Origin of the sequence: Sphingomonas sp. UYEF23, from assembly GCF_040546165.1 — a bacterium.
GTDB classification, from domain to species: domain Bacteria; phylum Pseudomonadota; class Alphaproteobacteria; order Sphingomonadales; family Sphingomonadaceae; genus Sphingomonas; species Sphingomonas glacialis.
Genome location: NZ_JBEPNG010000001.1, coordinates 28,676 through 41,631, shown reverse-complemented (window position 1 = coordinate 41,631; position 12,956 = coordinate 28,676). Strand labels below are relative to the sequence as shown.

General features: G+C 66.7%; 13 protein-coding genes. 10 read left to right on the top strand and 3 right to left on the bottom strand.

Annotated elements, in window-relative coordinates; genetic code table 11:
• The first annotated feature begins 25 nt into the window (after positions 1–25).
• Both ABIB28_RS00225 and ABIB28_RS00220 read left to right on the top strand, forming a co-directional pair.
• Complete coding sequence (locus ABIB28_RS00225) at positions 26–496, top strand: Hsp20 family protein (protein WP_189674645.1); 471 nt, start codon at positions 26–28, stop codon at positions 494–496.
• 163 nt (positions 497–659) lie between these two features.
• Positions 660–1,808: an aspartyl/asparaginyl beta-hydroxylase domain-containing protein gene (locus ABIB28_RS00220; RefSeq protein ID WP_354285483.1), complete on the top strand. Its 1,149-nt coding sequence runs from the start codon at positions 660–662 to the stop codon at positions 1,806–1,808.
• A 27-nt stretch (positions 1,809–1,835) separates the two neighbouring features.
• On the opposite strand, the gene pyrG is transcribed toward ABIB28_RS00220, so the two are convergent.
• Together pyrG and secG are read right to left on the bottom strand one after the other, a co-directional pair.
• Positions 1,836–3,470: a CTP synthase gene (pyrG, locus tag ABIB28_RS00215; RefSeq protein ID WP_354285481.1), complete on the bottom strand. Its 1,635-nt coding sequence runs from the start codon at positions 3,468–3,470 to the stop codon at positions 1,836–1,838.
• 107 nt (positions 3,471–3,577) lie between these two features.
• Positions 3,578–3,982: a preprotein translocase subunit SecG gene (secG, locus tag ABIB28_RS00210; RefSeq protein WP_133188054.1), complete on the bottom strand. Its 405-nt coding sequence runs from the start codon at positions 3,980–3,982 to the stop codon at positions 3,578–3,580.
• 247 nt (positions 3,983–4,229) lie between these two features.
• Here secG and ABIB28_RS00205 point away from each other — a divergent pair, with 247 nt between their 5' ends.
• From ABIB28_RS00205 to eda, 8 genes are all read left to right on the top strand, one after another.
• Positions 4,230–4,565: a MarR family transcriptional regulator gene (locus ABIB28_RS00205; RefSeq protein ID WP_029625324.1), complete on the top strand. Its 336-nt coding sequence runs from the start codon at positions 4,230–4,232 to the stop codon at positions 4,563–4,565.
• Complete coding sequence (locus ABIB28_RS00200) at positions 4,486–4,878, top strand: SH3 domain-containing protein (protein WP_322163892.1); 393 nt, start codon at positions 4,486–4,488, stop codon at positions 4,876–4,878. Before ABIB28_RS00205 ends, ABIB28_RS00200 begins: the two co-directional genes overlap by 80 nt.
• Positions 4,875–5,804: an N-acetyl-gamma-glutamyl-phosphate reductase gene (gene argC, locus ABIB28_RS00195; protein WP_354285478.1), complete on the top strand. Its 930-nt coding sequence runs from the start codon at positions 4,875–4,877 to the stop codon at positions 5,802–5,804. The genes ABIB28_RS00200 and argC overlap by 4 nt, the downstream gene beginning before the upstream one ends.
• Positions 5,805–5,875: 71 nt before the next feature.
• Complete coding sequence (gene zwf, locus ABIB28_RS00190; RefSeq protein ID WP_354285476.1) at positions 5,876–7,342, top strand: glucose-6-phosphate dehydrogenase; 1,467 nt, start codon at positions 5,876–5,878, stop codon at positions 7,340–7,342.
• A gap of 232 nt (positions 7,343–7,574) precedes the next feature.
• Positions 7,575–8,291: a 6-phosphogluconolactonase gene (gene pgl / locus ABIB28_RS00185; RefSeq protein ID WP_189674640.1), complete on the top strand. Its 717-nt coding sequence runs from the start codon at positions 7,575–7,577 to the stop codon at positions 8,289–8,291.
• Positions 8,292–8,319: 28 nt separating this feature from the next.
• On the top strand, positions 8,320–10,140 hold the full coding sequence (edd, locus tag ABIB28_RS00180; RefSeq protein ID WP_354285473.1) for a phosphogluconate dehydratase: 1,821 nt from the start codon (positions 8,320–8,322) through the stop codon (positions 10,138–10,140).
• 66 nt (positions 10,141–10,206) lie between these two features.
• On the top strand, positions 10,207–11,175 hold the full coding sequence (gene glk, locus ABIB28_RS00175; RefSeq protein WP_354285471.1) for a glucokinase: 969 nt from the start codon (positions 10,207–10,209) through the stop codon (positions 11,173–11,175).
• Positions 11,172–11,783: a bifunctional 4-hydroxy-2-oxoglutarate aldolase/2-dehydro-3-deoxy-phosphogluconate aldolase gene (eda, locus tag ABIB28_RS00170; protein ID WP_133188042.1), complete on the top strand. Its 612-nt coding sequence runs from the start codon at positions 11,172–11,174 to the stop codon at positions 11,781–11,783. The genes glk and eda overlap by 4 nt, the downstream gene beginning before the upstream one ends.
• Positions 11,784–11,935: 152 nt before the next feature.
• On the opposite strand, the gene mltG is transcribed toward eda, so the two are convergent.
• Positions 11,936–12,901 (bottom strand): endolytic transglycosylase MltG, encoded by a 966-nt coding sequence (gene mltG / locus ABIB28_RS00165; RefSeq protein WP_354285469.1) that lies wholly within the window; start codon positions 12,899–12,901, stop codon positions 11,936–11,938.
• Between the last annotated feature and the right edge of the window lie 55 nt (positions 12,902–12,956).

Here is a 12,956-nt window from a genome sequence, read left to right as displayed (position 1 = left end):
CACTCGCTTAATCGAAGGAGTTTTTATGCGTACGTTCGATCTGACCCCCTATCGCCGCTCGACCGTCGGCTTCGACCGGCTGTTCGACATGCTCGAGGCCAATGCGCGCCAGGCGAGCGCCGATAATTACCCGCCCTTCAATCTCGAGCGACTCGATGGCGACCGCTATCGCATCACGCTCGCCGTCGCCGGTTTCGGCCGCGACGACATCGAGATCACCGCGCAGCAGAACCTGTTGCAGGTGAAGGGGCGCAAGGAAGCGCAGGACGAGGCGACCGCCGCGTTCCTCCATATCGGCATCGCCAACCGCAACTTCGAGCGCCGCTTCGAACTCGCCGATTTCGTGCGGGTCGAGGATGCTCGGCTCAATGATGGCTTGCTGGTGATCGACCTGGTCCGCGAAGTGCCCGAGGCGATGAAGCCCAAGACCATCGCGATCAAGACCGGCGCCCCGCTGGTCGCGGTCGACTCCGCGAGCGACGTCAAGGCGGCATAACGCTCGTTCGAGCGCCCTTACGGCGGTGTCGGGAGCGATCCCGGCGCCGCCGATTGCGCACTCTGGCCGGTTGCGGATCGGAGCGCCCCTGCTAGCCTGACAGGACCGAACCCGGCCGATCAGGAGTCGCCGCCATGCCGCCTCGACCGCGCGAAACCGCCTGATGGCAACGATCCTCCCGGTCGAGCGCTATCTCGACGAAGGCATCGCGGCGCTGCGTCGCGGCGACGCGACGCGCGGTCGCGCCTTGCTCTCCGCGATCGAAAGCGATCCACGCGCGCTTTTCCCGCTCGCCTTCGCGTGCGGGGCGTTACGCGACGAAGCCGGTGCCCGACGCGCGCTGCAGCGGTTGCTCGGTCTGCAGCCCGATCACATTCCAGCGTTGATCATGATGGGCGACCTTGCCGCGCAAACCGATCAACGCGGTGCCGCTGCGTATTATCAAGCCGCGATCGCCAATGCGGCGGGGCAGCGCGACGCGCTCCCGCCGGAGCTGCAGGCTGATCTCGAGCGCGCGGCTGGCTTCATCGCCGCGACGTCGCGCGACTATGAAGCGTTCCTGCACGATCATCTGGCGGCCAGCGGCATCCGGCTGAGCCCGGCGACTCGCCGCGTCGAGCACGCGATCGACCTGCTGACGGGCAAGACCGAGATTTTTGTCCAGCGACCGTCGAGCTTCTACTTTCCGGGCCTACCGCAAATCGGCTTTTTCGATCGCAGCCAGTTCGACTGGCTCCCTGCCCTCGAAGCGGCGACGGGCGATATCCAGACCGAACTGCAGGCGGTGATGGCGCGCGACGGGGAGTTTCCACCCTATGTCGCGACGCCGGCCGATCGCCCCCCGCCCCCCAACCCGCTGCGCGACGACGCGAGTTGGGGCGCGTTCCATCTGCTGCGCGCGGGCACGCCGGTTGCAGGCAATGCCGAGCGCTGCCCGGCGACGATGGCGGCGCTCGCCGCGACGCCGATCCCGCGGATCGACCAGCGCGCGCCGATGGCATTGTTCTCGCTGCTCAAGCCCGGCACGCACATCACCCCGCATCACGGGATGCTCAACACGCGGCTGATCGTCCATCTGCCGCTGATCACCGCGCCCGACTGCGGCTTGCGCGTCGGCGCCGAGACGCGCGGCTGGACGCTGGGCGAAGCGCTGGTATTCGACGATTCGATCGAACACGAAGCCTGGAACCGCGGCGACACGACGCGTGTGGTCCTGCTGTTCGAGATCTGGCGGCCCGAGCTGACCGAACCCGAGCGCGAGGCGCTGAGCGTGCTGTTCGGTGCGGTCGAAGCGTTCGTCGATCAGGGGTGAACGTACCGCCCACCCCCGACGACCAGCTCAGACGAGCCGCGACTGCTTGACCGCCGCGGCGATGAAGCTCTTGAACAAGGGATGCGGGTCGAACGGCTTGCTCTTGAGTTCGGGGTGGAACTGCACGCCGACGAACCACGGATGGTCGGGCCGCTCGACGATCTCGGGCAGCGTGCCGTCGGGCGACATGCCGCTGAACACCAGACCGCCCTTTTCGAGCCGCTCGCGATACGCGGTGTTGACCTCGTAGCGGTGACGATGGCGCTCCGAGATATCGGTTTCGCCATAGATGCTCGACACCACGCTGTTGCCGTCGAGCTTCGCCGGATAGGCGCCGAGCCGCATCGTGCCGCCGAGATCGCCGCCATGCTCGCGCTTCTCGATGCCGGCCGCGCTCATCCATTCGGTGATCATGCCGACGACGGGCTCGTCGGTCGCGCCAAACTCGGTCGAGCTCGCATCGGGGATCCCGGCGAGATCGCGTGCACCTTCGACGCACGCCATCTGCATCCCGAAGCAGATCCCGAAATACGGGATCTCGCGCTCGCGCGCGAAGCGCACGCTGGCGATCTTGCCCTCGGCGCCGCGCGACCCGAACGCCCCTGGGACGAGGATCGCATGCAGCGGCTCGAGCCGGGCGGTGATGTCGGCGTCGTCGGCCTCGAACAGCTCGGCGTCGATCCACTCGACGTTGACCTTCACCTTATTGGCGATGCCGCCGTGCACCAGCGCTTCGCCGAGCGACTTGTACGCATCCTGCAGGCCGACATATTTGCCGACCACGCCGACGGTGACTTCGCCTTCGGGATTGGTGACGCGGTCCATGATGTCGGTCCAGCGCGACAGATCGGGTGCGCTGCCTGGCAGGATGCCGAAGGCGTTGAGCACCGCGTCGTCAAGGCCTTGCTCGTGATACTGCACCGGCACCGCATAGATGCTCTTGGCGTCGAGCGCCGGGATGACGGCTTCCTTCGGCACGTTGCAGAACAACGCGATCTTCGCGCGGTCGCTGTCGGGCAAAGGCTGCTCGCAACGGCACACCAGCACGTCGGGCTGGACGCCGAGTGCGGCCAGTTCGCGCACCGAATGCTGCGTCGGCTTTGTCTTCAGCTCGCCGGCCGCCGCGATATACGGCACCAGCGTGACGTGGATGCTGACCGAATTGCCGCGGCCGAGATCGTTGCGGAGCTGGCGAATGGCTTCGATGAAGGGCAGCGACTCGATGTCGCCGACGGTGCCGCCGATCTCGCATAGTACGAAATCGACATCCTCTACCTCGTTCTGCGCGAATTCCTTGATCGCGTCGGTGACGTGCGGAATGACCTGGACGGTCGCGCCGAGATAATCGCCGCGCCGCTCGCGCGTGATGATCTGCTGATAGATCCGCCCGGATGTGATGTTGTCCGATTGGCGTGAGGCGACACCGGTAAAGCGTTCATAATGCCCGAGATCGAGGTCGGTCTCGGCCCCGTCGTCGGTGACATAGACTTCGCCGTGCTGGTAGGGCGACATCGTGCCGGGATCGACGTTGAGATAGGGGTCGAACTTGCGAATCCGCACGCGATAGCCGCGCGCTTGCAGGAGAGCCGCGAGGCTCGCTGCCATGAGACCCTTGCCGAGCGAGGAGACCACGCCGCCGGTGATAAAGATGAACCGCGCCATGGGAGAAAAGGCCTAGCGTCAAACGGGGTGGCGCGGCAAGCGCGCGACTCCGGGAAATGGTGGATATGCGCGACCGATCGAGTCGCGCGCGAAGGGACCCGGTCGGGTTACTGTGCGAGCGGAACCGACGTGTTGCCGACCGGCGCGGCGCTGTTCGGCGCGGCCTGCAGCGCACTGCGCGCGCCCGAGGCGAACGGCACGTTGGGATCGCCCGGCGCGACTGGCGCCTGGACCGGCGCGGTGACCGCAGCCGGCTTGGCGCTGGCATCGACCTTGACCGACTTGCCCTGCGCCGCGAGCACCGCGAGCAGGATGCTGAGCGCGATGAACAGACCGCCGAGGATCGAGGTCGCGCGCGTCAGGAAATCCGCTGCCCCGCGCGCCGACATCAAACCGGCCGGGCTCCCACCCATGCCGAGCCCACCGCCCTCGGATCGCTGCATCAGGACGACCGTCACCAGCCCGAGAGCGATGACGAAATGGACCACGAGGAGAAACTGGAACAGAAACATGAAGCGGGCTGATTCCTTGGGGGCGCTTTGACAGCGAAGCCGGGCACATAGGCGAGGTAAGCCGCGCGATCAACCGCGCGCGCAACGACCGTTATCGCAACCTGTCCGTCACATTTCGCTATCGAACTGAAACCTGTGGCTTCCCGGAACGTTAGTGGACCAGGAATATCCCCGCTGGTGGGGGTTACCGAGTTATTTGCGGACACTAGCTGTGGCGATACAGACAGATCATGCGCTTGCCGACTGGATGCATACACTGGTCGATTATGTCCGGTCGGGTGAGCCTGATCTGACCAATCGCCAGATGGCACTTCTGCTGGTAGTGTATCTCAAACCAGGGCCGCATACGGTGCGCGGGCTGGCGGCGATGCTCAACGTCTCCAAACCCGTTGTCACGCGCGCCTTGAACAGGCTCGGTACCCTGGGCTATCTGCGCCGCCAACGGGACGACAATGACAAGCGTAACATCTTTGTTGCGCGTACGTCCGAGGGGGCAAGTTTTCTTGACGATTTCGGCCAATTTATCGGCGACACCACGCCCCAACCCGCACGACAGCGGATCGTCCGGCACGCCGCCGCGTAGGAGCTTTGCGCTCAGCGGGCAGTCGGTCGAGCTCGATCCGCGCACCCACGCCGTGCGCCGCGACCTTGCCGACATCCGCTTGGCCGATCGCGTCTTCGCGCCGCATTATGCTTCGTGCGTGCAACGCATCGTGATCAGCGCTACGGGCCTTCGCGAAGGCGCTGATCCGGAGTCTGCCGTGCTGACCGATCTCAAGACGGGCGATGTGTTCGAAGTGCTCGAATTCGTCAAAGGCCGCGCCTGGGGGCTTGCGCCGGGCGCGGGACTCGTCGGCTATGTCGATGCCGACACGCTGTCCTGGCCTGCCGCATGAGCGTTTCGGTCTTCATCGACGGCGCCGCCGGCACCACCGGTCTCGAGATCCGCGAACGGCTGGCCGGACGCGATGACATCGCGATCGTGCTGCTCGACGAAGCGCGGCGCAAGGACCCGGTGGCGCGCGCCGAGGCGCTGAATGACAGCGACTTCGTGATCCTGTGCCTGCCCGACGATGCCGCGCGCGAGGCGGTTTCGCTCATCGCCAATACCCGCACCCGCGTGATCGACGCCTCGACCGCGTTCCGCGTCGCCGAGGGCTGGACCTACGGCTTTGCCGAGGTCGAGCCCGGCCAGGCAAATGCGATCGCCGAGGCAAAACGCGTTTCCAATCCTGGCTGCTATCCGACGGGTTTTCTTGCCTTGCTGCGACCGCTCGTCCGCGCCGGGCTGGTGCCGGTCGATTGGGGAATCACCGTCAACGCCGTGTCGGGCTATTCGGGCGGCGGCAAGGCGATGATCGCCGAATATCAGGGCGTGAACCCGCCCCCGGCCACGCGCGCCTATGCGCTTGGACTGGCGCACAAGCATGTGCCCGAGATGCAGAAGCATGCCCGGCTCGAGCATCCGCCGATCTTCACCCCGTCGGTTGCCAACACCTATCGCGGGATGATCGTCGAGGTGCCGCTCGCACTGTATCGTTTCCCGCGCCGGCCGACCTTGCTCGCGTGCGAAACCGCATTGCGCGAGGCCTATCCCGAAGGTGGGCTGATCCGAATCGCCGATGGCGATGCGTCCGCAGTGCAGATCGAGGATGACGCCGGCACCGATCGGCTGACGCTGCGCGTCTGCGGCAATGCCGAGACCGGGCAGGCACGGCTGATCGCGACGCTCGACAATCTCGGCAAGGGTGCGGCGGGCGCCGCCGTGCAGAATCTCAACATCATGGCCGGGCTCGATCCGCTCGCCGGCCTCACTGTGTAACGCAAGGTTTCAGCTTGGCGGGACGTCCGGCGTTCCCTAGGTGATGCCTTCCCCAGGAGCTCGAATTTCGCATGGCCAATCGCACGCCCGTCGGCAAACTCCTTCTGTTCGGCGCGACCGGCGACCTTGCGCAGCGCATGTTGTTGCCCTCGCTCTATGGCTTGCACGCCGACGGCCTCCTCCCCGAAGGGCTGACGATCACCGGCACCGCGCGCTCGGAGAATAGCGACGAGAGCTATCGCAAGTTCGCCAAGGAAGCGCTCGAGAAGTTTGTCCCCAAGGACCGGATGGACGCCAAGGCGATCAAGTCGTTCCTCGAGCGCGTCCAGTACCAGGCGCTCGATGCGACCGACATGGCGCATTACAAGGAACTCGCCGCCAAGGTCGGCGACGTCGCCGGCGGTCTCGCGATCTTCCTGTCGACCGCGCCGTCGCTGTTCGAAGCGGTGATCCGCGGGCTCGACTCGGCGGGCCTCGCCGGCGAGACCGTCCGCATCGGGCTCGAAAAGCCGCTCGGCTACGACCTCGCGTCGAGCCGCGAGATCAACGACACCGTCGCGACCGCCTTCCCCGAAGAGCGGACCTTCCGGATCGATCACTATCTCGGCAAGGAGACGGTGCAGAACATCCTGGCGCTGCGCTTCGGCAATTCGTTCTTCGAGCCGGTGTGGAATGCGCGCGGCATCGACAACGTCCAGATCACGATCTCCGAGACCGTCGGGCTCGAGGAGCGCGCGGCCTATTACGACGGCGCGGGCGCGTTGCGCGACATGGTCGCCAACCACATGCTGCAGCTGCTCGCGCTGATCGCGATGGAGCCCCCTGCCCGCTTCGACGGCAATGCGATCCGCGACGAGAAGGCCAAGGTCTTCCGCTCGCTGCGCACGATCGAGCCGCAGGATGCGCCGCGCGACACCGTCACCGGCCAGTACGGCGCCGGCGCGAGCGGCGGCGAGATCGTCAAGGGCTATATCGACGAGCTCGAAAAGCCTTCGACCACCGAGACCTTCGTCGCGATCAAGGCGCATGTCGACAATTGGCGCTGGCAGGGCGTGCCGTTCTACCTGCGCACCGGCAAGCGCATGCCGACGCGCCGCTCCGAGATCGCCATCCAGTTCAAGCCCGTGCCGCACTCGATGTTCTCGAACCGTGGCGGGCTGCTCCAGCCCAACGTGCTGGTGATCCGCCTGCAGCCCGAGGAATATGTCCAGCTGCTGGTGATGGCGAAGGAGCCCGGGCTCGACCGCGACGGGATCCGTTTGCGCGAAGTGCCGTTGAACCTCAGCCTCGACGCCGAGTTCGCGGGTTCGCGCCGGCGTATAGCCTATGAGCGGTTGCTGCTCGATCTGATCGAGGGCGACCAGACGCTGTTCGTGCGCCGCGACGAGGTCGAGGCGCAATGGACCTGGATCGACGCGATCCGCGCCGGCTGGGTCGCCAACGCCATGAAGCCCAAGAGCTATGCTTCGGGCAGCTGGGGCCCGAGCGCCGCGATCGCGCTGACCGAGCGCGATGGCGTGACCTGGCTCGACGAGTAGGTTCAAGAGAGCCCTCTCCCGCTTTCGCGGGAGAGGAGCATCAGGTCGGTCATGCCCCCGGCATGACCTGAATAGCACGGGGTGCTATTCACCTGATTCTGGTGAGGGCCTTCTTCTTCAGCGATCGAAAAGAGGACCCTCACCGACTTCGACTAGGCCGCGCCGAAGAGGCGCGACCAAGTCTACGTAGCCTCTCCCGCACGCGGGAGAGGGCCATCAGGAAGAAGAGACAATGAGCGACGAACACGAAATCGAATGGTGGGACTATGAAGACGCCGAGGAGATGGCCGCGGCCGTCGCCGGCGACATCGGCTTCATCATCGACAGCGCAATCGACGCGCGCGGCGCGGCCGTAATCGCGCTATCCGGCGGCAAGACGCCGATCCCGATCTACGCCAAGCTCGCCGCCGCCAAGCATGACTGGAAGCGCGTGACGATCGTCCCCGTCGACGAGCGCATCGTGCCGCTCGGCGATCCGCTGTCGAACGTTACTATGATCGCCAAGGCGTTCCTGCCGAAGGGCGCGCGCGTCATGCCGATCGTCCCGACCGCGACCGCCGACTACAAAGCCGCCGGCCGCTCGGCCGATGCGCTGATGCAGGATCTGCACTGGCCGCTCGATTTGTGCCTGCTCGGCGTCGGCGCCGACGGCCATACCGCGTCGATTTTCCCCGGCCCGGATTATGACGAAGCGCTGTCGGGCCCGAACGAGCGCCGCGCATTGGGCGTGATGCCCGATCCGCTCCCCAAGGAAGCCCCCGTCCCGCGCGTCACGCTCAGCCGCGCCGCGATCGTCTCGGCGCGCGCGCTGATCATCGCGGTAACGGGCGACGCCAAGAAGTCGGTGATCGAAGCCGCGATCAAGCAGGGTCCGTCGTCGAAATATCCGATCGGGCGCGTGCTTGCCGATGCCGAGCTGCCGGTGGATATTCACTGGGCCGCCGAATGATCTCCAACCCCTCCCCGGGAAGATTGTCGTGACCCTCCATTCCGAAATCGCGGCCGTCACAGACCGCATCATTACCCGCTCCAAGCCGACGCGCGATGCCTATCTCGCGCTGATCGGCCGGGCGCGCGACACGCATATCGAGCGGCCCGCAATGGGCTGCGCCAACGCCGCGCATGCCTATGCCGGCACCGAAGAGGATCGCCCCGCGCTCACCGCCGGCAAGGCGATGAACATCGGCATAGTCACTTCGTACAACGACATGCTCTCGGCGCACGCGCCGTATTATCGCTACCCCGAGCAGATGAAGGTCTGGGCGCGCGAGGCCGGCGCGACCGCGCAGGTCGCCGGCGGCGTGCCCGCGATGTGTGATGGCGTGACGCAGGGCTATGCGGGTATGGAGCTGTCGCTGTTCAGCCGCGACACGATCGCGCTGTCGACCGCGATCGCGCTCAGCCACGGCATGTTCGAGGGCGCGGCGTTGCTCGGCATCTGCGACAAGATCGTGCCGGGCCTGCTGATGGGGGCTTTGCGCTTCGGGCATCTGCCGATGGTGCTGATCCCCGCCGGGCCGATGCCGTCGGGCCTTCCCAACAAGGCCAAGGTCGAGGTGCGCGAAGCCTATGCCGAGGGCAAGGTCGGCCGCGAGGCGTTGCTCGAGGCCGAGATCGGCGCTTACCATTCGAAGGGCACCTGCACCTTCTTCGGCACCGCCAATTCGAACCAGATGATGATGGAGATGATGGGCCTGCACATGCCCGGCGCCGCCTTCATCAACCCCGGCACCAAGCTCCGCCAGGAACTGACGCGCGCCGCAGTCCACCGCGTGACCGAGATCGGCTGGCACGGCGACAGCTATCGTCCGATCGGCCTGTGCGTCGACGAAAAGGCGATCGTCAACGCGGCGATCGGCCTGCTCGCGACCGGCGGCTCGACCAACCATCTGCTGCATCTGCCCGCGATCGCGGCGTGCGCCGGGATCGTGATCGACTGGGAGGATTTCGATCGCCTGTCGAAGGCCGTCCCGCTCGTCGCGCGCGTCTATCCCAATGGCGCGGCCGACGTGAACGGCTTCGAGGATGCCGGCGGCATGCCGTACGTTATCCGCGAACTCGCCGATGCCGGGCTGCTCCACCGCGACCTGATGACCGTCGCGGGCGCGGACATGACCGATTACGGTCGCAAGCCGCGGCTCGACGACGCTGGCGCGCTCAGTTGGGTCGATCCCGGCCCGAGCGGCGACGAGACGATCGTGCGCACCCCCGCCGCGCCGTTCGCCCCCGAAGGTGGCTTCCGCATCCTCACCGGCAATCTCGGTCGCGCGTGCATCAAGGTCTCGGCGGTCGAGCGCGATCGCTGGACGATCGAGGCGCCGGCAGCGGTGTTCCATGATCAGGCGGCGGTGCTCGCCGCCTTCCAGGCCGGCGAGCTGACGCGCGACGTCGTCGTCGTGATGCGCTTCCAGGGGCCGCGCGCCAACGGGATGCCCGAGCTGCACAAGCTCACGCCCGCGCTCGGCGTGCTGCAGAACCGGGGTTACCGCGTCGCGCTCGTCACCGACGGCCGCATGTCGGGCGCGAGCGGCAAGGTTCCGGCCGCGATCCATTGCTCGCCCGAGGCACTCGGCGACGGTCCGCTTTCGCGCGTGCGCGACGGCGACATCATCCGGCTCGATGCCGAAGCGGGTGTGCTCGAGGCTTTGGTCGATCCGGTGGAGTGGGCCGCGCGCGTGCCCGCGACCGCGCCGCCCGAGGCCGACGGCATGGGCCGCGAGTTGTTCGGCCTGTTCCGCGCCAATGCGAACGAGGCCGAGCGCGGGGCATCGCCGCTGCTAACGGGTATGGGCTGGTAATTGCCCCACGCCGCGCTGCTGCCAACGCAGCAGCGCGCACGATGCGAGATATTGGAGGGGATTAGAATGGAAGTCGTTTCGGTCGATATCGGCGGCACGCATGCGCGCTTCGCGATTGCGGAGGTCGATACGGGCCGCGTCGTCACGCTCGGCGAGCCGGTCACGCTCAAGACCGCCGAATATGCCGGTTTCCAGACCGCCTGGGAGGCGTTCGGCCAGCAGATCGGCCGCCCGCTGCCGCGTGCCGCCGCGATCGCGGTCGCCTCGCCGATCAGCGGCGACGTGATCAAGCTGACCAACAACCCCTGGGTGATCCGCCCGCCGCTGATCAAGGAACGGCTCCACGTCGACGACTTCGTGCTGATCAACGATTTCGGCGCGGTCGGCCAGGCTGTCGCGCAGGTCGATCACGGCGATTTCCTGCATCTGTGCGGTCCCGACATACCCTTCCCCGAGCACGGCGTGATCACCGTCTGCGGACCCGGCACCGGGCTCGGCGTCGCACAAGTGCTGCGCACGTCCGAGCGCTATCACGTGCTCGAAACCGAAGGCGGGCATATCGACTTCGCTCCGCTCGATGCGATCGAGGATGCGATGGTGAAGCGGCTGCGCACCGCCTATACGCGTGTGTCGGCTGAGCGCGTCGTCTCGGGCCCCGGCATCGTCGCGATCTACGAGACGCTCGCGCATATCGAACATCGCTCGATCACGCGGCTCGACGACAAGGCGATCTGGAGTTCGGCGCTCGACGAAGGCGACAGCCTCGCGGTCGCCGCGCTCGATCGCTTCTGCATGGCGCTCGGCGCAGTCGCGGGCGATCTCGCGCTAGCACATGGCTCGAACGCCGTCGTCATCGCGGGCGGGCTCGGACTGCGGCTGAAGGACCATATCCGCAAATCGGGCTTTGCCGAGCGCTTCACCGCCAAGGGCCGCTTCCAGGGCCGGATGGCGGCAATCCCGGTCAAGCTCATCACCTATCCGCAGCCCGGCCTGTTCGGCGCGGCTGCCGCCTTTGCCCAGGAGCATACGCTATGACGACCATCACCGACATCATGCGCACCAGCGCCGTCATCCCCGTGCTGGTGATCGACGATGCCGCGACCGCGCGCCCGCTTGCCGAAGCGCTCGTCGCTGGCGGTCTGAAGGTGCTCGAAGTCACGCTGCGCACCCCCGCCGCGCTCGAGGCGATCGCCGAGATGAAGAAGGTGCCGGGCGCGATCGTCGGTGCGGGCACCGTCGTCAATCCCGATCAGTTCAAGCAGGCGGTCGATGCCGGCGCCGAGTTCATCGTCTCGCCCGGCCTGACCGAGCGCCTCGCCAAGCCGATCATCGCGAGCGGCGTGCCGTTCCTGCCGGGAATCGCCAATGCCGCCGACATCATGACCGGGCTCGACCTCGGCCTCACCAACTTCAAGTTCTTCCCGGCTGAGGCGAATGGCGGGTTGAAGGCGCTCAAGGCGTTGGCGGCGCCCTTCTACCAGTGCAGCTTCTGCCCGACCGGCGGCATCACCGAAGCAAGCGCGCCCGAGTGGCTGAGCTTCAAGCCTGTGCTGTGCGTCGGCGGGAGTTGGGTCACGCCCAAGGGCGCGACGATGGAAGAAGTCGAGGCGATCGCGCGGGCTGCGAGCGGGTTGCGCGGGTAAGACCTCCCCGTCACCCCGGCCTCGTGCCGGGGTCCACCGCGATGCGCGATCTACACGTGCAGGATGTGCGGCCCGGTAGACCTCGGCACAAGGCCGGGGTGACGTCTTGAGTGGTCACAGGGCGATCGTCGACAGGCTCGCGCCGCCCCCCGCTAGATCCCGTGCGCCGCGCGATACGCGCGCCACTTCACGACATTGGCGTTATGCTGTTCGAGCGTGTCGGCAAACACATGCCCGCCTGACCCGTCCGCCACGAAATACAGCGCGTTCGACTTGGCGGGGTTGAGCACGGCGTCGATCGACGCGCGCCCGGGGTTGCAGATCGGCCCGACCGGCAGCCCGACCATCGCATAGGTGTTGTACGCGTTGACCGCATGCACTTCGGACAGCAGGATCTTGCGCCCGAGCGGACGCCCCTTGGTGATCGGATAGATGATCGTCGGGTCGGCCTGCAGCATCATCCCGCGCTTCAACCGGTTCGAATAAACCGCCGCAACCATCGCACGCTCGCTTGGCTTGCCGGTTTCCTTCTCGACGATCGAGGCGAGGATCAACGCTTGCTCGGGCGTCGTCACGGCGAGCCCCGGCGCGCGCTTCGCCCAGGCGGCGGCGAGGTAGCGTTTGCGCACGTTCTGCATCCGCTTGAGGATGAAGCTGCGCTCGTCGCCGCGCTGGAAGGCATAGCTGTCGGGCAGCACGCTGCCCTCGGGCGGCACCTCGACGCTGCCTTTTAGCTCGGTCGCGCGGTCGAGGGCGTCCTTGACCATCACCGCGGGCCACCCCTCCGGGATCGTCACGAAACGCTGGATCGTCTTGGTGCCCTGCAACACCTTGAGGATATCGGCCTGGCTGAGATGCGCCGGAATGCGATATTCGCCCGCCTTGATCGGCGAGTCCGCCCCGAACACCTTGGCGAACATGCGGAAACGGCTCGCCGACGCGATCGCGCCCGATTTCTCAAGCTCGACCGAGGCCGCTGCCAGACTGCTGCCCGGCGCGATCTGTACGCTGATCGGACGCGCGAGCGGCCCGCGGCCGCCCCACATCTGCACGACGATCAGCAACGCGGCGATCACCGCGAGGCCAATCAGCAGTCCCAGGCACCCGACCTTGCGCATGGCGCTATCCTTGCTTCGGGTTGAACCGCGCGCTGGCCGCCGCGCGCCGCGTTTG

Coding starts and splice junctions, on each gene's coding strand:
- ABIB28_RS00225 (WP_189674645.1), top strand. CDS start 26: ATGCGTACGTTCGATCTGACCCCCTATCGCCGCTCGACCGTCGGCTTC.
- ABIB28_RS00220 (WP_354285483.1), top strand. CDS start 660: ATGGCAACGATCCTCCCGGTCGAGCGCTATCTCGACGAAGGCATCGCG.
- pyrG (WP_354285481.1), bottom strand. CDS start 3,470: ATGGCGCGGTTCATCTTTATCACCGGCGGCGTGGTCTCCTCGCTCGGC.
- secG (WP_133188054.1), bottom strand. CDS start 3,982: ATGTTTCTGTTCCAGTTTCTCCTCGTGGTCCATTTCGTCATCGCTCTC.
- ABIB28_RS00205 (WP_029625324.1), top strand. CDS start 4,230: ATGCATACACTGGTCGATTATGTCCGGTCGGGTGAGCCTGATCTGACC.
- argC (WP_354285478.1), top strand. CDS start 4,875: ATGAGCGTTTCGGTCTTCATCGACGGCGCCGCCGGCACCACCGGTCTC.
- zwf (WP_354285476.1), top strand. CDS start 5,876: ATGGCCAATCGCACGCCCGTCGGCAAACTCCTTCTGTTCGGCGCGACC.
- pgl (WP_189674640.1), top strand. CDS start 7,575: ATGAGCGACGAACACGAAATCGAATGGTGGGACTATGAAGACGCCGAG.
- glk (WP_354285471.1), top strand. CDS start 10,207: ATGGAAGTCGTTTCGGTCGATATCGGCGGCACGCATGCGCGCTTCGCG.
- eda (WP_133188042.1), top strand. CDS start 11,172: ATGACGACCATCACCGACATCATGCGCACCAGCGCCGTCATCCCCGTG.
- mltG (WP_354285469.1), bottom strand. CDS start 12,901: ATGCGCAAGGTCGGGTGCCTGGGACTGCTGATTGGCCTCGCGGTGATC.